The sequence below is a fragment of the Paenimyroides ceti genome, assembly GCF_030409925.1.
In genome coordinates, this window is record NZ_JAUFQU010000001.1 from 2289352 (window position 1) to 2311302 (window position 21951).

Below are 21951 nucleotides of genomic sequence, written 5' to 3' on the forward strand. Positions count from 1 at the left end.
TTGTATTGCTCATACAAACGATATAATATTCTTATACCATTTATTATAGCATTATGTAAAGCTTTTCATCCAGTACTGAAATTTTGCTTTATAGGTATCACCAACCGGTATTATCTTATCCTGAATAAAAATCCGGTTTCTTTCTATGGTTTCTATTTTATCCAGTCGTATGATGTAAGATTTATGTACTCTCATATAGGAATTCTGAGGGAGTTTGGCTTCAAAATCTTTTAGTGTATCTAAAACGATAAGTTTTTCATTTCTGAGGTGGAGGTATAAATAATCCTTGAGTCCTTCTACAAAAAATAAATCATTCAGGTTAATTTTGACTAAGCGTCCGTCCGTTTTGACAAAAAGGAAACCTTCCTGCTCCTCTTCAACCTTTACAGGTGTTTCCATCGTTTTAGGCAGAGAAGAAATATCCTGCAATTTGACAATGCTTTTATAAAAGCGATCAAATGAAATGGGCTTTAATAGATAATCTACTACATTATGTTCATATCCTTTTAAAGCATATTCACTATAAGCAGAAGTGATAATAAATTTTGCTTTGTTCCCGATCATTTCCATCATCTGTATTCCGGTTAATTCCGGCATTTGAATGTCAATAAAAATAACATCAACAGGTACTGTAGCAATAGTTTCTAAAACTTCAAACGGATTGGTGGTTGCTTTTACCAATTCTAAAGTTGCTGTTTTCTCAACATATTTACTCAATAATGAAACCGCCATGGGTTCGTCATCTAAAATAATACAGCTTATTTTTTTCATAAATCAATTCTCAATAGTGTCTTATAGACAGGTTGGGATGTAGTAATTTCTAATATGTGTTTGTCAGGATAATATAATTGCAAACGTTTTTTCACGTTTTCAATTCCCACACCGGACTGACTGTCTTTTTTATAATCATTGATGAGATTAGTGGTTTGTAGTTCTAACTGGCTTTCAGTTTGTATCAGTTTTATTTCAAAGGCTTGATTCGGATTGTTTACTACACCATGCTTGAAACCGTTTTCAATAAAGGGAATGAGCAGTAAAGGCGGAATTCTGAATTCCGGATTCTGAATCTCTATATGAAACAGAATATTTGTTGTTCCTGAAATACGCATACTTTCCAATGCTATAAAGTTTTCAATGTAATCAATTTCTCGTTGAATGGCAATAGTATTGTTCTGGCTTTCATACGTCATATAGCGCATCAGGCTGCTCAGTTGTTCGATGGCCTTTAAAGATTTATCGGATTTTTCAAATACGAGATAATAGATATTATTTAACGTATTGAATATAAAATGAGGGTTGATCTGCGATTTTAAAAAATTAATTTCTGTTTCCCGTTTGCTTTCAATAAGTTCTATTTTTTCTGCCTGTAACCGGGAGTGATTGACAATGAACCACAAAACAGATGAGGCTACAATAGGACGGCTTCCATAATGCAGATTATCATATACATAATAGATCAATGTAGTACCTTCATTATAATTCCGATATCCGAAAATCTGGTAGTAGAGCACTTCTTCCAATGTATATCTCAAAAGTATAAACAACCCAAAAAGCATACATAAGACCAAAAGCATGCGACCAAGTTTAGTAGCATCAAAAAATCTGGGCAACACAAACAGATAATTCAGATAAAAGATAAACAGAAATAAAAAATCAAAAGAATATAAAAAGGCAATTTCCGGATTTTTTATGTCAAAAGAAAAAATAGGAATATGTAATGCGTAGGTTTTATTATTAACAATAACCAACTCCTGTATAAAATAATATCCCCAAAAAAGAATATGAAGTAATATGATGTACTTTTTTTTCATCTGCTATTTGATTTGAGCAGTAAAAGTAGATGATTCTATTTCTATCCTGCTATTTTTTCGACAAAAGTATATTTTTTTCCGATGAACCGTTTCATCGTATGTTTTCTGGTATTGGTCGAAATAAAATTTTTGATTGAACAGGAAATACAAAATTTGCTCAAAAATAAAAATCACATGAAAACTTCTTTACTTATTCTGTTTTTAACCACAGTATTATTTTCAGTAACCTCTACAGCACAAACTCATGTATTGCAGGGACTGCTGACAGAAAATAATGAGCCTGCTTCTTATTTTGACGTACAGCTTATTGCTTCTGATACCGTTATACAGTCTCAGACCGATGAAAAAGGTTTGTTTTATATAACCGCAACAGAAGGTACTTATCAATTACAGGTCTTGTATTTTGACACTACTGTATATGAACAAAACGTATTACTCTCTCATGATATCGATTTAGGAACTATTGTTGTAGAAACTTCAAATCAATTGAGTGAAATGGTGATTGAAACCTCAAAAAAATTAACGGAACGAACTCCGGATCGTTTCATTTTTTATATTGAAAATGCCACTTCATCTGCCGGAGGTACTGCACTGGATGCCTTAAAAACAACTCCGGGAGTTAGGGTAAGTAATGATGCCATCAGTATTTCCGGAAAGAGTTCAGTATTGGTTCTTATTGACGATAAGCCAACTTATCTGAGTTCTTCTGAGTTAATGAATTACTTAGAAAGTTTGAGTGTGGTTAATCTGTCAAAAATAGAAGTGATTACCACACCGCCAGCTAAATATGAAGCGGAAGGCAATAGCGGTATTATTAATATAGTAACGAAACAAATAAAGCAAAACAGCTGGAATGCCTCGTTAGGCGCCACTTATCAAAGAAGCAGACGCAATACCCAGCAATATAACGCCTCCTATAATCTGCAAAAAAATAAAATAACCTTACAAACTTCAATGAATTATGGTTTGAGACGTTCCCTAATTAATTGGAATAATGATATTTATTACAAAGATGCTTTTTGGCAAAATGAAAGTTATTCTGATGCCAATAATAAGTATGTAAACGGAAAAATAGCATTTGACTATCAGATCTCTAAAGCATGGAAAATAGGTACTAAAATATCTGCAAGCGACTCTGATTTTTCTGATATAGGTCCGCAAAATACGAGCATTTTTGATAAAAAGGGAGGGCAAATTCAGCAACTCTTAAAAAATGAAGCTTTTTCTAAAGATAAAACCAACCAACAGGTTTACAATTTATATTCAGAATACCGATTGGATACACTTGGAAAGAAAATATCTATGGATATTGATCTTGTGAATTATCACTCTCCCACACAACGCAATTTCAGCTATGCACAATTTACACCATCCAATGATTTGATTGAGAATAGCAGACATACCGGAAAAAATGATGTAAATATCAAAATTCAAAATTTCTCAGCAAAAGCAGATATAGAATTACCACTACCCTTTTTAAATTTAAGCGCAGGTACACGTTTTTCACAGTCGCAATCAAAAAACACTATCATTGCACTCAATAAAAATGAAGCTGGAGAATTTATTTATGATACCAATCTTTCCAACTATTTTGAATATACAGAAAAAAATGAGGCTATATATGTTTCTGCTAATAAAAAGATCAATGAAAAATGGGATATTCAGGCTGGTTTGCGATTAGAAGCTACTCAAACTAAAGGATTTTCCAGAGAAACAAATAACACACATACAAAAGATTATCTGAAACTCTTTCCGACATTATATATATTACGTCAGTTTACAGAAGATACAAGCATTGGACTTAACTATTCACGCAGAATCAGACGCCCGAGTTATGAGAGTCTGAATCCTTTCCGCACCATCAACAACGAATTCAGTTATAACGAGGGAAATCCTTTTTTACTACCGTCGTTTACCCATAACGTAGAACTTACCTATACGTATAAGAAGCTGGACAGCCGTATTTATTTTTCAAGTGAGCGAAATGGTGTAAATCAGGCTTCAATATTAAATCCGGAAACAAAGGAAAACAACTATATATGGATGAACTATGTGGATTCGGATTCCTTTGGTATTACGGAGACTTTTACGTATAAACCTACTGCATGGTGGACAAGTGTCAATACGTTTGATTTCAATTATTCTTTATCGAATATTGCCATTTCAGACAAAAAGTATGAAGGGAAATCTGCTTCCTTTTTTACAAACAATGATTTTACTTTGAATTCCAACAAAACGCTCTTTTTAAGTGTCAGTTATTTTCAAAATTTTGGAGAAACTTTTCAAAATTTCCGAATGAAACCTTATGCGAAATTTTATGCTACTGTCAAATACCTTATGTTGGATAAAAAACTTGAAATGAGTATCAGCGGAGCAGATATTTTTAACGGAAGAGAATATTCTTATCAGTATATTAGTGGAATTACGCAAGAGTTTAAAAATATATGGGATACACAACGCATACGATTCTCCCTTACCTACCGCTTTGGCAATAAAAATTTAAACGCCAATGAACGCCAATCAGGTAATTCTGATGAATTAAAAAGAATGTAGTCTTCATTTTAGTTATTAAAAACCGTCACTACCAGCTGACGGTTTTTTTATCGTTTTTAAATTGAAATATCCTGGCAATCAACAACTAATACCTATTATATATAAAATGAATATTATTTTTTTTATTTTGTAACATTTAAGAGACAATTAATACTAATACTATTGCGTTGTATTAAAGCTTACAAATATCTTCCATTATCAATTAATAGTAAGTAGCTACAAAAGACAAATCCGTAATGCGGAAAATATTTTAAACATTAAAAACATTGGCTATTAAAACAATCAAACACTTATGTCAAATAACAAAAAACATTGGTTAGAGAAAGGCCTGTTCTTCTTATTCTTTCTCGTCTCTTCGTATGCAAGTGCACAAAAAAATTTTACTATCAGCGGAAATATTAATGCAAAGGATAGTAATGAATCTCTAATTGGTGCAACCGTTTACATTCAGGAATTAGATCTTGAAGCTACTACAAACTCATACGGCTACTATGTACTGTCGGTTCCGCAAGGTACCTATACTCTCTATGTCGGTTATATGGGATATGATGACTATTCAGAAACAATTACGGTAACTTCTTCATTAAAGAAGAATATACAGCTGCAATCACAGGATAATACACTTGAAGAACTGGTTATTAATGCCAACAGCAAGAAAATTAATATCCGCAAACCGGAAATGAGCGTCAATAAACTGACGGCTGAAGAAATCAAAAAGATGCCTGCTGTAATGGGTGAAGTAGATGTACTGAAATCTATCTTGCAATTACCGGGTGTTACAAATTCAGGAGAAGGAACAGCGGGATTTAATGTCCGCGGTGGTGGTTCTGATCAGAATTTATTACAATTAGACGAATCTATTGTTTATAATTCCTCTCATCTCTACGGTTTTTTCTCAGTTTTTAATTCGGATGTCATCAAAGATTTAAAACTCTATAAAGGAGGTATTCCTGCCCGTTTTGGTGGAAGAGCATCTTCTGTGCTCGATATTTATCAGAGAAATGGTAATAGTAAAGAATTCAAATCGAGCGGCGGTATCGGATTGCTATCGAGCAGATTATTATTGGAAGGTCCGATTATCAAAGATAAGATGTCATTCCTTGTGGCAGGCAGAGCTTCTTATGCACACTTATTTCTAAAAGCTACAGATATTGAAAGTGCTGCTTATTTTTATGATCTGAATACAAAAATAAATTATACCGTAAATGATAACAATAGTTTATTCTTATCAGGATACTTTGGAAGAGATGTTTTTAAATTTAAAGATATCTTTAATAACCAATATGGAAATACAATGGTAAATCTACGATGGAACCATGTATTTAATGAAAAAATATTCAGTAATGCTTCCCTGATTTATAGTGATTATTATTATGGTTTAGATTTAGGCGTTGTGGACTTTAACTGGGATTCAGGTATAAAAAACTATAATTTTAAGTATGATTTTACCCATTATGTAAATAATAAACTGGAACTGCGCTACGGATTGAGCAGCATCTATTATGATTTCAATCCCGGAGTAATTTCTCCTACTTCAGAAGCTTCAGCTATCAATTATTACAAAATACCGAATAAATATGCGATGGAAAATGCACTGTATCTTGAAGCTGAACATGAGTTGTCTGATATTATCACTGTGAATTACGGACTGCGTTACAGTATGTTTTACCGCTTAGGAGAAGAAATGATAAACCAATATGAAAACGATCAGGCTGTATTGTATGATTATGATACCCATACTTATTCTGAAGCGACTCCGATTGGTACCCGATACTATGGAAAAAACAAAAAAATTGCCAGTTTCGGGAATTTTGAGCCTCGTTTTGCCATATCACTTGCCTTAGATGAAAACAGATCTTTAAAAGCAAGTTATAACAGGATGACACAGTATATTCACCTTATTTCGAATACAACTTCAGCCACTCCTTTAGATGTATGGGCTCCAAGTGGGCAGTATATTAAACCACAAATAGTAGATCAGGTAGCTGTTGGATATTTTCAAAACCTTAGTGACAACAAATACTCCTTAGAGATTGAGTCATACTTTAAGATTGGACAAAATCGCTTAGATTACATAGACGGCGCAAACCTGATCGGTAATAGAAATATTGAACAGGTATTGCTCAACGGACGTACACAGGCATATGGTTTAGAAATTCTCCTGAGAAAGAATACAGGAAGACTTACCGGATGGATTGCCTATACAATTTCAAGATCAGAACAGCAAACTCCGGGACGTAATGAAAATGAGAATGGGATCAATTACGGAAAATGGTACAGAACACCACATGACAGAACGCATGATTTGTCTGTTGTAGCAAGCTACGAATTGACAAAAAAATGGTCTTTCAGTGCTAACTTTATTTTACAATCGGGAAGACCTGTTACTTATCCAACAGGGCAATACGAATACTTAGGAATTCGAGTACCGGTATATGATGAAAGAAACAATTACAGCCTGCCGGCATTACATCACCTGGATATTTCTGCTACATATACCCCAAAGCCTGATAAGACAAAAGGTTGGAAAAGCGAGTGGGTTTTTGGTATTTATAATGTTTATAACAGAAAGAATGCTGCTTCTATCAGTTTCAGAGAAAATGAAGATTACAGAGGTCAGACTGAGGCTGTAAAACTATCCATTTTCGGAGTTATTCCAAGTGTTACGTACAATTTTAAATTTTAATTTATGAAAAACTATCAATACCTCCTTATATTATTCAGCTTCGTATTTTTACAATCGTGTGAAGAAGTTGTAACAATTGATCTGGAGAAATCAGAACCAAAATTAGTAATTGAAGCCAACCTTAACTGGCTTCAAAACAGTAATGAAACAAATCAGACCATAAGACTCAGTACTACTACCGGATTTTATGATCAGGACATACCACCTGTTACCATTGCTGTTGTCTGGGTTTCAATAGGTTCCACCAACCAGATAATTACTTTTAATGAAACTGGAAACGGTTATTATGCTGCCAATATCCCTTTCTTACTGAATGAAACTTACAAAATACATGTAGAATACAACAATGAAGTTTATGAAGGTACAGAAACACTGAAAAGCGTACCTACTGTAAATAATATTACTCAAAGCGTTTTTGAAGGGCTCGATGAAGATTATATCCGATTAGATGCCTATTTTCAGGATAATGCATCCACAGATGATTATTACTTTGTTCAATGGATGTATGGAGCGAGCCGCCCTGACTATGAAATTGTCAGCGATGAATTCTATAACGGTAATAATATGTCCAGTACTTTTATCAATTCGCAAAAAAATAATAAACTGGTAAGTGGAAATGTGGTAAAAATGAGTTTATCATCGATATCAAAGAAAAGCTATAATTATCTTTCTAAAGTTTTTCAATCAGGCGATTCCGGACCATTTTCAAGTCCAATTGGTGCTATACGTGGTAACATTATTAATATCACTAATCCTGATAATTATCCTTTAGGATACTTTAATGTATCCGAAAGATCTGAAAAATCTTATACAATCCAATAAAAAAGAGAGGCAATGGCCTCTCTTTTTTATTACTGTAAACTTAAAATTCCTTTTTTAAGAATCTGACCAAATTCATACATATCTTCATATCTGGTATATAAAGGTACAGGTGCCATACGTATGACTGCCGGCTCACGCCAGTCAACTATTACTCCTTCTTTCATTAAGTAATCAAAAAGTTTTCTGCCTTCTCCGTGTAATAATACTGAGAGTTGAGAACCACGCTCTTTTTTATTTTCCGGAGTAATGACTTCAAAATTACCTCCGATTTCTGTAGCGATTTCCTTTATCACAAATTCCAGATAAGCTGTAATCAGATCTCTTTTTTCTGAAATTGCTTTCATGCCTATAGCATCAAACATCTCTACTGATGCCAGATAAGGAGCCATTGCCAAAACTCCTGTACAGGAACTTTGCCATCCAAGTGCTCCTTCATTCGGATCATATTCCGGTTCCATTAAAAATCTGCGCTGTTTGTTATGACCATACCAACCGCCAAAACGTTTCATCTCTTTGTTATTATGATGCTTTTCATGGATAAAACATCCTGAAACACTACCCGGTCCTGCATTCATATATTTATAACTACACCATGCAGCAAAATCTGCATTCCATTCGTGTAATGAAAGTTCAATATTTCCTGCAGCATGTGCCAAATCCCATCCTACATAAGCGCCTACTTTATGTCCGGCTTCTGTAATGGCTTTCATATCCAATACCTGACCAGTATAATAGTTGATACCGCCAATCAATACCAATGCTAACAGATCTCCCACTTCATTGATTTTAGCAATGATATCCTCGTTTCTAAGGTTATGTTCTCCTTCTCTGCGTTTTACTTCAACAATAGCATCCTTTGGATCTAAACCATGAAATTTTACCTGAGTCTGCAGCATATACTGATCACTCGGAAAAGCTTTTTCTTCACAAATAATTTTAAAACGCTGCGGAGTTGGATTATAAAATGATACCATTAACATATGAAGATTTACTGTCAGGGTATTCATAACGGTTACTTCTGAAGGAAGAGCACCTACAATTTTCGATAAGGGTTTAGAAAAACGCTCATGATAATCCCACCATGGTTTTTCTGCGTAAAAATGACCTTCTACAGCCATTTCTCCCCAGTCTTTCATTACATCATCTACATATTTTTTAGCTGCTTTGGGAAGTAATCCTAATGAATTTCCGGTAAAATAGATTACCTCTTTATCATTTACTTTAGGAAACTGAAATTCACTTCTATAAGAAGCCAGTGGATCACGGGCATCCATTTTTTTAGCAAATTCTCTGGTATTTTCAAATAACATGAATTTATAATTTAAATTGATTGATGTAAAGATACAGTGACACAATGAGTAAATCAAAAAAATAATAAAAATTTGATAATAAAAATGGAGTTATATAATCCTGAATAACGATTTTAAGTTTATTCCAAAAAAAAATCCTCAATCAGATTATGATTGAGGATTCAAAAGAAAGGCAGCGACATACTCTCCCACATTAAAATGCAGTACCATCTGCGCTATCGGGCTTAACTACTCTGTTCGGAATGGAAAGAGGTGAGCCCCGATGCAATAACCACCTTAAATCGGTATGACTTGCGTCACTATAAGTTAACATATATGAAATTCAAAACAAAAGACTTTTATACTATAAAGCAACTCCCAGAGCACATAAGCTTACGGGCTATTAGTACTACTCGACTATGACATTACTGCCTTTACATCTGTAGCCTATCAACGTGGTCATCTTCCACGACCCTTTAAAGAAATCTCATCTTGTGGTGGGTTTCGCGCTTATATGCTTTCAGCGCTTATCCCTTCCAAACGTAGCTACTCTGCGATGCTCCTGGCGGAACAACAGATACACCAGCGGTTTGTCCAATTCGGTCCTCTCGTACTAGAATCAGATCCACTCAAATTTCTAACGCCCACAGTAGATAGAGACCGAACTGTCTCACGACGTTCTGAACCCAGCTCGCGTGCCACTTTAATGGGCGAACAGCCCAACCCTTGGGACCTTCTCCAGCCCCAGGATGTGACGAGCCGACATCGAGGTGCCAAACCCCCCCGTCGATATGAGCTCTTGGGGGAGATCAGCCTGTTATCCCCGGCGTACCTTTTATCCTTTGAGCGATGGCCCTTCCATACGGAACCACCGGATCACTATGCTCTACTTTCGTACCTGATCGACCTGTATGTCTCTCAGTCAAGCTCCCTTATACCATTGCACTCTACGCACGGTTACCAAGCGTGCTGAGGGAACCTTTAGAAGCCTCCGTTACTCTTTTGGAGGCGACCACCCCAGTCAAACTACCCACCAAGCAATGTCCTCAACAACGTCGAGTTAGATCTCAAATAAGCAAAGGGTGGTATTTCAACAATGACTCCACAACGCCTGGCGACGCCACTTCATAGTCTCCCACCTATCCTACACATCACTTATCCAAGAACAATACTAAGCTATAGTAAAGGTGCACAGGGTCTTTTCGTCCCACTGCGGGTAATCGGCATCTTCACCGATACTACAATTTCACCGAGCTCATGGCTGAGACAGTGTCCAGATCGTTACACCATTCGTGCAGGTCGGAACTTACCCGACAAGGAATTTCGCTACCTTAGGACCGTTATAGTTACGGCCGCCGTTTACTGGGGCTTCAATTCAATGCTTCTCCGAAGATAACATCTCCTCTTAACCTTCCAGCACCGGGCAGGTGTCAGGCCCTATACTTCATCTTACGATTTGGCAGAGCCCTGTGTTTTTGATAAACAGTCGCCTGGACCTTTTCACTGCGGCCAGCATTGCTGCTGGCGACCTTTCTCCCGAAGTTACAGGTCTATTTTGCCTAGTTCCTTAGCCATGAATCTCTCGAGCACCTGAGGATACTCTCCTCGACTACCTGTGTCGGTTTACGGTACGGGTTCTTATAATCTATGTTTAGAAGGTTTTCTTGGAAGCCCTTAGGTACACTATCTCTTTGCCCGAAGGCTCCGAGTACTATCGCATTTCACCAAGTCTGACGCATTTGACTATCAAACCTATAGTTAGGTGCTTCAACGAACTATTCCGTCAGTTCGCGGTACTTTCATCACTCCGTCGCTCCATCACAATTATAAGAAGTACGGGAATATTAACCCGTTGGCCATCGACGTCCCCCTTCGGGTGTGCCTTAGGTCCCGACTAACCCTCAGCTGATTAGCATAGCTGAGGAAACCTTAGTCTTACGGTGTGCGGGTTTCTCGCCCGCATTATCGTTACTTATGCCTACATTTTCTTTTCTAAACAGTCCAGCAATACTCACATATCACCTTCTACCCAGTTTAGAATGCTCCCCTACCACTGTATATAAATATACAATCCATAGCTTCGGTAGTATGCTTATGCCCGATTATTATCCATGCTCGTCCGCTCGACTAGTGAGCTGTTACGCACTCTTTAAATGAATGGCTGCTTCCAAGCCAACATCCTAGCTGTCTGTGCAGACAAACCGCGTTTTTTCAACTTAGCATACATTTGGGGACCTTAGCTGATGGTCTGGGTTCTTTCCCTCTCGGACATGGACCTTAGCACCCATGCCCTCACTGCTGATAAGCATTTATTAGCATTCGGAGTTTGTCAGGAATTGGTAGGAGGTGAATCCCCCGCATCCAATCAGTAGCTCTACCTCTAATAAACTCTATCAGCGCTGCACCTAAATGCATTTCGGGGAGTACGAGCTATTTCCGAGTTTGATTGGCCTTTCACCCCTACCCACAGGTCATCCGAAGACTTTTCAACGTCAACCGGTTCGGTCCTCCATTTAGTGTTACCCAAACTTCAACCTGCCCATGGGTAGATCACACGGTTTCGCGTCTACCATTACTGACTATAGCGCCCTATTAAGACTCGCTTTCGCTTCGAATCCACACCTGAAGTGCTTATCCTCGCCAGCAACGGTAACTCGTAGGCTCATTATGCAAAAGGCACGCCGTCACCCAACGAATGGGCTCCGACCGCTTGTAAGCGTATGGTTTCAGGATCTATTTCACTCCGTTATTCACGGTTCTTTTCACCTTTCCCTCACGGTACTGGTTCACTATCGGTCTCTCAGGAGTATTTAGCCTTAGCGGATGGTCCCGCCAGATTCAATCAAGGTTTCACGTGCCCCGACCTACTCAGGATACCACTATCTATTACATCGCTTACCTATACAGGACTATCACCTTCTTCGGTCAACCTTTCCAGGTTGTTCTAATTCGCTTTGCATAAAATATCGTGGTCCTACAACCCCAATATTGCCGAAACAACATTGGTTTGGGCTAATCCGCGTTCGCTCGCCACTACTTACGGAATCACTTTTGTTTTCTTCTCCTCCGCCTACTTAGATGTTTCAGTTCAGCGGGTTTGCCCTCCTATCGGAGTAATACATCTTCAATGTATTGGGTTGCCCCATTCGGATATCTGCGGATCAATTCTTGTGTGCAAATCCCCGCAGCTTTTCGCAGCTTATCACGTCCTTCTTCGCCTCTGAGAGCCTAGGCATCCCCCATACGCCCTTATTTTGCTTATTGTGCTCTATATCTAATACCTTTTCTTTCGAAAAAACATTAAATGTGCTTTATTTTTTAAATATTTTCTACTTTTGTTTGTTTTCCAATATGTCAATGAACGGTTTTTCTGAGCTAACAGAAATAGTGGAGAATATCGGAGTCGAACCGATGGCCTCCTGCGTGCAAGGCAGGCGCTCTAGCCAGCTGAGCTAATCCCCCATTATAATTTTGAACTTTTAAATTATGAATGTTGAATTTTGAATGAATGTGTAATTCATACTCATCTTCTAAAATTTCCTTTTTTAAGTAAAATTGTAGTCCCGGGCAGACTCGAACTGCCGACCCCTACATTATCAGTGTAGTACTCTAACCAGCTGAGCTACGAGACTCTGTAATTTTTACTTCTTTTTTTGAATTAACAGCGAGAGTAATGTTTTAACCATCTCTAGAAAGGAGGTGTTCCAGCCGCACCTTCCGGTACGGCTACCTTGTTACGACTTAGCCCCAGTTACCAGTTTTACCCTAGGCAGCTCCTTGCGGTCACCGACTTCAGGTACCCCCAGCTTCCATGGCTTGACGGGCGGTGTGTACAAGGCCCGGGAACGTATTCACCGGATCATGGCTGATATCCGATTACTAGCGATTCCAGCTTCACGGAGTCGAGTTGCAGACTCCGATCCGAACTGTGACCGGCTTTATAGATTCGCGCCCTATCGCTAGGTGGCTGCTCTCTGTACCGGCCATTGTAGCACGTGTGTGGCCCAGGACGTAAGGGCCGTGATGATTTGACGTCATCCCCACCTTCCTCACAGTTTACACTGGCAGTCTTGCTAGAGTTCCCGACATTACTCGCTGGCAACTAACAACAGGGGTTGCGCTCGTTATAGGACTTAACCTGACACCTCACGGCACGAGCTGACGACAACCATGCAGCACCTTGTAATCTGTCTTGCGAAAGCTCTGTTTCCAAAGCGGTCAAACTACATTTAAGCCCTGGTAAGGTTCCTCGCGTATCATCGAATTAAACCACATGCTCCACCGCTTGTGCGGGCCCCCGTCAATTCCTTTGAGTTTCAAACTTGCGTTCGTACTCCCCAGGTGGGATACTTATCACTTTCGCTTAGTCACTCAACCTTGCGGCCAAACAACTAGTATCCATCGTTTACGGCGTGGACTACCAGGGTATCTAATCCTGTTCGCTACCCACGCTTTCGTCCATCAGCGTCAATTAACTCATAGTAACCTGCCTTCGCAATTGGTATTCCATGTAATATCTAAGCATTTCACCGCTACACTACATATTCTAGTTACTTCCAAGTAATTCAAGTCTAACAGTATCAATGGCAATTTTTTAGTTAAGCTAAAAACTTTCACCACTGACTTATAAGACCGCCTACGGACCCTTTAAACCCAATGATTCCGGATAACGCTTGGATCCTCCGTATTACCGCGGCTGCTGGCACGGAGTTAGCCGATCCTTATTCTTACGGTACCGTCAGTTAGTTACACGTAACTCGTTTTCTTCCCGTATAAAAGCAGTTTACAATCCATAGGACCGTCATCCTGCACGCGGCATGGCTGGTTCAGAGTTGCCTCCATTGACCAATATTCCTCACTGCTGCCTCCCGTAGGAGTCTGGTCCGTGTCTCAGTACCAGTGTGGGGGATCTCCCTCTCAGGACCCCTACCCATCATCGTCTTGGTATGCCGTTACCACACCAACTAACTAATGGGACGCATGCTCATCTTGTACCGTTGGAACTTTAATATTTAAATGATGCCATTCAAATATACTATGAGGTATTAATCCAAATTTCTCTGGGCTATCCCTCTGTACAAGGTAGATTGCATACGCGTTACGCACCCGTGCGCCGGTCTCAAAGTCCGAAGACTTCTACCCCTCGACTTGCATGTGTTAGGCCTGCCGCTAGCGTTCATCCTGAGCCAGGATCAAACTCTTCATCGTATAATTTTTAATATTTTTTGATGTTGCGTTAAAACAATTCTTACGAATTCCTTACTCTCTTTTTATGCTGTAAATCCAATATGTCTATGAACGTGTCTTATCTTGTTGCGCTTGTTTTTCTAAGCGAGTGCAAAAATAGAAACTCTTTTTATTTCCACCAAACTTTTTCTAAAGTTTTTTTTAAAATATTTTGACGGCTTTTCTAAGAACTTTCTCAATCCCTATCTACTTGATTGGGGTTGCAAAGCTACAACCTTTTTTTATTTCTAACAAAATTTATTTTTGTTAATTTTTTTAAGGCTTACTTATATTTAAAGAACTTCTTGCGGATTGCGAGGGCAAATATACTACCCTTTTTTTATCCTTTCCTAATTTTTTTAAAACCTTTTTTAAACTTTATTTTAATACGCTGGTAACCTTAATTTTACAACACTCTTTTTTTTCTCTCACAATACTCAAACCCTCAAAAAAAACAGCATTCCCTTTTTTAAACCCAGCACTTTTCAAACAAAAAAAGCTTAAAACCACTTTTTGAAATCCAAAAGTTCAATAAATAAATCTGAAGTCATCCCTTTTTTAGCTTAAAAAATCCAGATTAAAGCAGCTTTTATTTTTTTACCTCTATATATAATATTGTATCTACAATTTACACTACAGCATAATGTATATATAATAATAGTATAAATAAAAAAATGCATCCATAAAATAATGAGTTCTTAAAAAATTTAAACTTCAGACCATGACTTTTATATAATTCTGCGAATAGCTTCTATATGATCATCCTTATATTTAAAGGTAAATATCATGCAAACTTTCTTTTTTTGTTAACTTTGCAAAAACAAATTTAAAAATCATGCAACATATAATAGATCGCTTTATCAGCTATGTTACTGTAGACACTGAGTCTGATCCGAATTCGGAATCCACACCAAGTACAAAAAAACAATGGGACCTTGCAAACAAGCTTGTTGAAGAATTAAAACAAATTGGTCTGGAAGAAGTAACAATTGATGAAAATGCCTATATAATGGCCACCCTTCCAAGTAATGTTGACTTTGAAGTTCCAACTATTGGTTTTGTATCTCATTTTGACACGAGTCCTGACTTTTCTGGAGCAAATGTAAAACCTCAAATTGTAAAGGACTATGATGGAAAGGATATTGTTCTCAATAAAGAATTGAATATAGTTTTATCGCCTGCTTATTTTGACGATTTATTACAATATAAAGGTCAGACAATTATTACTACTGACGGAACCACTCTATTAGGTGCAGATGACAAAGCCGGAATCACGGAAATTGTTTCGGCAATGGAACACCTTATAAAGAATCCTGATATTAAACATGGTAGAATCCGCATCGGTTTTACACCGGATGAGGAAATCGGCAGAGGCGCTCATAAATTTGACGTAGCAAAATTTAATGCTGATTGGGCATATACTATGGACGGAAGTCAAATAGGTGAATTGGAATATGAAAATTTCAATGCTGCAGGGGTTAAACTTACTTTTAATGGAAAAAGTGTACATCCGGGTTATGCAAAAGGAAAGATGATCAACTCTGTATTATTGGCCAATAAGTTTATCAGCAAATTACCTCAAAAAGAAGTACCTGAAAAAACTACCGGTTATGAAGGTTTTTTCCACGTAAACCACATTACAGGAAGCATTGAGGCAACAGAAGTACAAATGATCATTAGAGATCATAGTATGAAGAAATTTAAAAAACGTAAGAAGTTCATCAAATCACTCGCTAAGAAATTCAATAAAAAATACGCAGAAAAATTCGGTTCAGATATAGTACAATGTACGATTGACGATCAATACTATAATATGCGTGAAAAAGTAGAACCGGTAATGCATATTGTAGATATTGCCGAAAAAGCAATGAAAGAATTGAATATAAAACCTCTTATCAAAGCGATCAGAGGCGGTACAGACGGATCTCAACTTTCTTATATGGGATTACCTTGTCCTAATATTTTTGCCGGAGGACACAATTTCCATGGAAAGTATGAATACGTACCGGTTGAAAGTATGGTTAAAGCTACTGAAGTTATTGTAAAAATAGCAGAGATAACAGCTGAAAGAGCAAAAAACGGAAAAATATAAAAACCAAGTTTATGCATTTTTTTCATAAACCAGTAGAAAGCATTCTACTGGTTCTTTTTTTGATGACCTTTTTCCCTGCCAAAGCACAGGAAAAAGAAAAAAATGAAACTTCTTATCATATTAATGTTATTTCAGATGAGAATGTTACCCCTCCCTATTATCAGACAGGTATAAATAAATTTTATGAATATGTTTATACACATCTCAAATACGGACATGTAAGCGAATCTATTTCAGATATTGTTATTGTGAAATTTTCTATTGATACCGATGGAAAAGTAACTGATGTAGAAATTGTTAAAGATGTAGACAAGAGCAATTTTAAATTTGGAAAACAAATCAAAAAGATTTTGCTAAAATCTCCCACATGGGTTCCAGGAAAGATTGATGGTATTGTCAGCAAAACTTCTATTCAACTTCCTATTTTGATCAAAGTAAAAAGGAGTGATTATATAGATGATGATCTATAAAATAAAAACCCAGCTTTTCAGCTGGATTTTTTTTATTCTTATTTAGATACTTTTTCCGGTTGGTTAAGCTTTTGCGTTAATTCAATCGAAATAGCTGCTTTTTCCATCTTAAGTTTTCCAGCCATTGTTTCAACAATCACAGTACCATCCGTTCCCATTTCTGAAATTCTTCCATGGATACCTGATTTTGTGATAATTTTGTCACCTACTTTTAAACTTGCTTCAAAAGCTTTTTCTTGTTTCATTCTTTTTCTTTGTGGCAATATCATAAAAAATATAATAAACGCAACAAAGACAAATATCATAATTAAATTTTGATCCATAAGAGTGTTTTTTCTGTTTTATTATTCTGATACGTTAGCCTTGATGGTCAACAATTCTTGTTTCGCCTGTGTGTTTGTAGTCAAGGTAACTGTTTTACTTTGCGTTCCAGGAGAATTTGCAGAGAAAACTACTTTTATTTTCTCACTCTGTCCTGGCTTGATCGGTGTTTTAGGATATTCAGGAACTGTACATCCGCATGAAGCTTTTGCATCAATAATAACCAAATCAACATCTCCTGTATTTTTAACAGTGAATTCCGTTTCTCCTTTTGTTCCTTTTTTCAAATTTCCAAAATCGTGAACTGTTTTATCAAAAGTTGCAATTGCAGTTCCATTTTGTGAAACAGCAGCATCTGTTGATGGAGTATTTGCAACATTAGGATCTGCTGCAGGTGTGTTTACCGTTTGACCGTTTGCAGCTTCAGTTGTTTTTACGTTTTCATCCTGAATACGGGAAGAAGCTTCTTCTTTTTTACATGAAGCAACAGTTAATGCAACTGCAAATGCTAATAAAGTTATTTTTTTCATTCTTAAATATATTATTTTGTTGATTTTACTCTATTAATCCTCTACCTACTTTGTTTAATTTATCTTCTTGCTTGTATTCTTTAACCAAAGCGTCAAGTATTCCGTTGATAAAGATACTACTTTTAGGAGTAGAATATTCTTTTGCAATTTCTAAATATTCGTTAATTGTTACTTTTACCGGTATTGAAGGAAATTTTAATAATTCACAAACAGACATATTCAATAAAATAGCATCAAGTTCTGCAATACGATCAATATCCCAGTTTTTAGTTTTATCATAATATGCCAGGGAGAGTTCTTTTGCATTCAACATTGTCTTACGAAACAATTGTCTTGCAAATTCTTTATCTTCCATGTCTTTGTAAATCTTTGCTACTCTGTATTCGACTGTATCCTCTTTAATTTGTTTTAATTCTTTCTGAATCGCTGTATTAACCAATGGAATATCGTCAATCCATGTCAATTTTGTATCTTCCAAAAACTCATATATTTTTTCACTTGGAGCTACAATCTCTGTAAATATATAAGATACCAGTTCACGATCTTCTTCGAATGTATTACGGTTATTGATCATATATTTTTTATAAATATCAGATTTTTTAATTTCATCCAATAAATTTTTAATATAATGATCGTTTACTTCAAAGTGGTTGATTTTTTCCTGGTGAATCATTTCGTTTAGCTGATTAGAGTTAACTAACAACTGTAAAACATGATTATTGATAAACTTTTTATTAGGAGTACGTTCCTGAGCAGTTGCCAAATGTTTTCGGGAAGACACTTCTAAAAAATTTTCCTCCTGCTTTTGGATTTCGATTAAGGAAGATAGCATAAGGAGATACAGATCTCTGATATTCTCTATACTATACATTAAAAACTTCTCATTGCTATCCATTAAATCAGAGCTGTTTTGCTGCATAGCATAAATGGTTTGCATTACTTTTATGCGGATGTGTCTTCTGTTAATCATAACTGTTAAAAGAACTTATATTTTAAAAAAATTAAAAGGAGCGAAAATCAAATGATTTTCGCTCCGCAAATTTAGTAATTATTAATAGCTAAATTTATTTTTTTTCATTTTTTTTCGCTTCGATACGTTGTTCCGCTAATCTCATTGCAGCCTGATTAGGTGTAATGTTTTGTTCTTTAGCATAATTCAATATATCTAAGGTCGTATTATAAATATTTTCAGTTCTTCTGATCGCTTCATCAGAACCGTATTTAGCGATTTCTCCGAATACATTAATAATACCTCCTGCATTTATCAGAAAATCCGGAGCATACACAATTCCTCTTTCCTGTAAACGTTTACCGTGTACTGCTTCTACTGCTAACTGATTATTAGCAGCTCCGGCAATAACTTTTGCTTTTATTTTTTCAATTGTATCATCGTTGATGGTTGCCCCCAATGCACATGGTGCATAGATATCAACTTCTTCACTGTACAAATCATTTCCTGTATATATTGTTGCACCGTATTTATTTGCTACTTCAGCTACTCTTTCTTCACTTAGATCGGTAATGATTACATTAGCTCCATTTTCCGTTAAATGTTTAACAAGTGTTTCTCCTACATTTCCGATTCCCTGAACAAATACTTTTTTCCCTGCCAAATTATCCGTTCCAAACTGGAATTTTGCTGCTGCCTTTAATCCCATGAAAACACCATACGCAGTTACCGGAGAAGGGTTTCCTGAACCACCTAAACTTTGTGAAATTCCGGTTACGTGTGGAGTAATCGTATGAATCAAATCCATATCAGCTGTAGTACTTCCTACATCTTCTGCCGTTATATATCTTCCGCTTAATGAATCAACATATCGTGCAAAAGCCTTTATAAGTTCCGGATTTTTATCTTTTTTTGAATCTCCGATGATTACGGCTTTACCTCCTCCTAAATCAAGTCCGGAAATAGCTGATTTATAAGTCATTCCTCGTGATAAACGCAATACATCGTTCAGTGCTTCCCACTCTGATGTATAATTCCACATTCTCGTACCTCCTAAAGCAGGTCCTAAAACTGTATTATGTATTCCTATTATTGCTTTTAAACCAGTATCTTTGTCATGGCAAAAAACAACTTGTTCATGATTATCAAATGATATCTGTCCAAAAACCGGATCAACTTTTTTTAACTCTTCAGGAGAGTATGAATTTGTAGTCATATTAATATTTGGTTAATTAAATAGTTTGGTAAAACCCAAATATAATTATATTTTTAATTATTCTTAATCAATTAAATTATTTTTATTTTATTGCTACCAATTTAGCATGAATAGTGTTTTTTTATCAATGACAAATTGAATTTTATAACGTATTGTATTACAGATTTTAAATAAATGAAAGATCTCAAAAAGCTCAACAAATATTTCATTAAATATAAGTATCATTTTCTCGCGGGTATTATTATTACCATTGCTTCACAGATATTTACCGTATATGCTCCGAAGTATATAGGGGACTCTATTACGGCTTTACAAGGGTTTATGCAAAACACGCTGGGAAAAGAAGAAGTAAAATCAGAACTGATCAAAAATATCATCTGGATTATTGCAACGACACTTATAGCAGGTTTTCTGACTTTTTTAATGCGCCAGACCATTATAGTGATGTCACGTCATGTAGAATTTGACTTAAAGAATGAGATTTTCCAACATTACGAACGCCTTTCTTTGGATTTTTATAAAAGAAACCGAACCGGAGATTTGATGAGCCGGATATCTGAAGATGTCAGCAAAGTAAGACAATACGTTGGACCAGCAGTCATGTACTCTATCAATACCATTATACGGATGACTGTGGTTATTGTACAGATGTATATTATATCTCCAAAGCTTACCTGGTATTCTCTGATTCCGGTACCGCTGCTGGCCTATTTTATGTTTGTGTTAAGTAAGCAGATCAATCAGCGCAGCTTCTTATATCAACAGAATCTCTCGAGATTATCATCTTTTTCTCAGGAAATGTTTTCCGGAATCCGAGTTATTAAAGCCTATGCTCTTGAAAAATATAAGAATAAGGAATACACGGAACTCACAGATGACAGTAGAAAAATCTATATGAAGCTTGCTGTATCAAGTGCTTTAATAGGTCCTTTGATGATTTTTCTTATCGGTCTGTGTAACATTATTATTATCTATATTGGAGCTCAGATGTTCATCAGCGGAACAATAGAAAACATAGGGGTTATTGCTCAGTTTATCTTATATATTAATATGCTTACATGGCCTATAGCTTCATTAGGATGGGTTTCTACAATGATTCAGGAAGCTGATTCTTCACAAAAGAGAATTAACGAGTTTCTGAATGAAGTACCTTCTATAAGCAATCTGCAACCTCAGCGAACTACTATTGAAGGAAATATCCGCTTTGAAAAAGTGAATTTTATATACGAAGATACAGGTATACATGCTCTTAAAAATATCAGCTTTAATTTAGACAAAGGAAAAACTCTGGCTATATTAGGAAAAACAGGATCGGGTAAATCAAGTTTACTGAATTTGATTGTTCGCCTTCATGACGTTACTTCGGGTGATATATATATCGATAATAAACCAATAAAGGAGGTTAACTTATTTGATTTAAGAAATCATATAGCAATGGTGCCTCAGGATGCTTTTCTGTTTTCTGATTCTATAAAAAATAATATCCGATTTGGAAATGAAGAAGCAACTGATGAAGATATCATACACTATGCGAAGTTAGCAGATGTACACCGAAATATTATCACTTTTGAAAAAGGATATGATACCGTTTTGGGAGAACGAGGACTAACATTATCCGGTGGACAAAAACAACGCGTATCCATTGCACGTGCCTTGATAAAGGATGCTCCGATATTATTGCTTGACGATTGTTTATCTGCTGTTGACACTGAAACAGAAGAACGCATTTTAAATAATTTAAAACAAGTGGCAGAAAATAAAACGACAATCATTGTAACTCATAGGGTTTCATCAGCCAAAAATGCCGATTATATTCTGATCCTTGATGATGGAAAAATAGTAGAACAAGGAACTCATCAGGACTTAATAACCTTAGATGGTTACTACAAAGATTTGTTTTTTAAACAGCTTGCCGAAAAAGAATTGAATTAGTCTTGTTTTTTTGATTTTTTTTTAAGACTTTTGGATGCAGTATAAATTATCTGA

General features: G+C 36.3%; 13 protein-coding genes, 2 tRNA genes and 3 rRNA genes. 6 read left to right on the forward strand and 12 right to left on the reverse strand.

All coding sequences use genetic code 11. The features are described 5' to 3' along the window. Positions 1 to 51 precede the first annotated feature (51 nt). Both QW060_RS11440 and QW060_RS11445 read right to left on the reverse strand, forming a co-directional pair. The gene (locus tag QW060_RS11440; protein ID WP_290363694.1) at positions 52 to 771 is read right to left on the reverse strand and encodes a LytR/AlgR family response regulator transcription factor; all 720 of its coding nucleotides are present in this window, start codon (positions 769 to 771) and stop codon (positions 52 to 54) included. After that, complete coding sequence (locus QW060_RS11445) at positions 768 to 1811, reverse strand: sensor histidine kinase (protein ID WP_290363695.1); 1044 nt, start codon at positions 1809 to 1811, stop codon at positions 768 to 770. The genes QW060_RS11440 and QW060_RS11445 overlap by 4 nt, the downstream gene beginning before the upstream one ends. 81 nt (positions 1812 to 1892) lie before the next feature. On the opposite strand from QW060_RS11445, the gene QW060_RS11450 reads away from it, so the two are divergent. From QW060_RS11450 to QW060_RS11460, 3 genes are all read left to right on the forward strand, one after another. Then, positions 1893 to 4364 (forward strand): TonB-dependent receptor domain-containing protein, encoded by a 2472-nt coding sequence (locus tag QW060_RS11450; protein ID WP_290363696.1) that lies wholly within the window; start codon positions 1893 to 1895, stop codon positions 4362 to 4364. 292 nt (positions 4365 to 4656) lie between these two features. Next, complete coding sequence (locus QW060_RS11455; protein WP_290363697.1) at positions 4657 to 7050, forward strand: TonB-dependent receptor; 2394 nt, start codon at positions 4657 to 4659, stop codon at positions 7048 to 7050. Between the two features lie 3 nt (positions 7051 to 7053). Continuing rightward, the gene (locus QW060_RS11460; RefSeq protein ID WP_290363698.1) at positions 7054 to 7872 is read left to right on the forward strand and encodes a DUF4249 domain-containing protein; all 819 of its coding nucleotides are present in this window, start codon (positions 7054 to 7056) and stop codon (positions 7870 to 7872) included. 29 nt (positions 7873 to 7901) lie between these two features. Here the strand turns inward: QW060_RS11460 and kynU are convergent, their stop codons facing one another. From kynU to QW060_RS11490, 6 genes are all read right to left on the reverse strand, one after another. After that, positions 7902 to 9182 carry a kynureninase gene (gene kynU, locus QW060_RS11465; protein WP_290363699.1) on the reverse strand — a complete coding sequence of 427 codons (1281 nt, stop codon included), beginning with the start codon at positions 9180 to 9182 and terminating at the stop codon, positions 7902 to 7904. A gap of 167 nt (positions 9183 to 9349) precedes the next feature. Next, positions 9350 to 9461, reverse strand: a 5S ribosomal RNA gene (gene rrf, locus QW060_RS11470). A gap of 82 nt (positions 9462 to 9543) precedes the next feature. Further along, a 23S ribosomal RNA gene (locus QW060_RS11475) occupies positions 9544 to 12425 on the reverse strand. A gap of 124 nt (positions 12426 to 12549) precedes the next feature. Continuing rightward, a tRNA-Ala gene (locus tag QW060_RS11480) sits at positions 12550 to 12623 on the reverse strand. Between the two features lie 96 nt (positions 12624 to 12719). Continuing rightward, positions 12720 to 12793, reverse strand: a tRNA-Ile gene (locus QW060_RS11485). Positions 12794 to 12853: 60 nt separating this feature from the next. Continuing rightward, a 16S ribosomal RNA gene (locus QW060_RS11490) occupies positions 12854 to 14369 on the reverse strand. The 16S, 23S and 5S rRNA genes sit together here with 2 tRNA genes alongside, the layout of an rRNA operon. 853 nt (positions 14370 to 15222) lie before the next feature. On the opposite strand from QW060_RS11490, the gene pepT reads away from it, so the two are divergent. Together pepT and QW060_RS11500 are read left to right on the forward strand one after the other, a co-directional pair. Next, entirely contained in the window at positions 15223 to 16479 is a 1257-nt protein-coding gene (gene pepT, locus QW060_RS11495; protein ID WP_290363700.1) for a peptidase T, read from the forward strand. Positions 16480 to 16490: 11 nt separating this feature from the next. Further along, positions 16491 to 16949 carry an energy transducer TonB gene (locus tag QW060_RS11500; protein ID WP_290363701.1) on the forward strand — a complete coding sequence of 153 codons (459 nt, stop codon included), beginning with the start codon at positions 16491 to 16493 and terminating at the stop codon, positions 16947 to 16949. Positions 16950 to 16987: 38 nt separating this feature from the next. On the opposite strand, the gene yajC is transcribed toward QW060_RS11500, so the two are convergent. The 4 genes from yajC to QW060_RS11520 all read right to left on the reverse strand — a co-directional run bounded on the left by yajC (position 16988) and on the right by QW060_RS11520 (position 19965). Beyond that, a complete protein-coding gene (gene yajC / locus QW060_RS11505; RefSeq protein WP_290363702.1) occupies positions 16988 to 17272 on the reverse strand; it encodes a preprotein translocase subunit YajC in 285 nt (94 codons plus the stop codon). 21 nt (positions 17273 to 17293) lie between these two features. Then, positions 17294 to 17800, reverse strand: a complete 507-nt coding sequence (locus QW060_RS11510; RefSeq protein ID WP_290363703.1) for a DUF1573 domain-containing protein — start codon at positions 17798 to 17800, stop codon at positions 17294 to 17296. Positions 17801 to 17825: 25 nt separating this feature from the next. Next, a complete protein-coding gene (gene nusB / locus QW060_RS11515) occupies positions 17826 to 18770 on the reverse strand; it encodes a transcription antitermination factor NusB (RefSeq protein WP_290363704.1) in 945 nt (314 codons plus the stop codon). Positions 18771 to 18864: 94 nt separating this feature from the next. Further along, complete coding sequence (locus QW060_RS11520) at positions 18865 to 19965, reverse strand: Glu/Leu/Phe/Val dehydrogenase dimerization domain-containing protein (protein ID WP_290363705.1); 1101 nt, start codon at positions 19963 to 19965, stop codon at positions 18865 to 18867. 174 nt (positions 19966 to 20139) lie between these two features. Here QW060_RS11520 and QW060_RS11525 point away from each other — a divergent pair, with 174 nt between their 5' ends. Beyond that, positions 20140 to 21897, forward strand: a complete 1758-nt coding sequence (locus tag QW060_RS11525; protein WP_290363706.1) for an ABC transporter ATP-binding protein — start codon at positions 20140 to 20142, stop codon at positions 21895 to 21897. Positions 21898 to 21951: the final 54 nt, after the last annotated feature.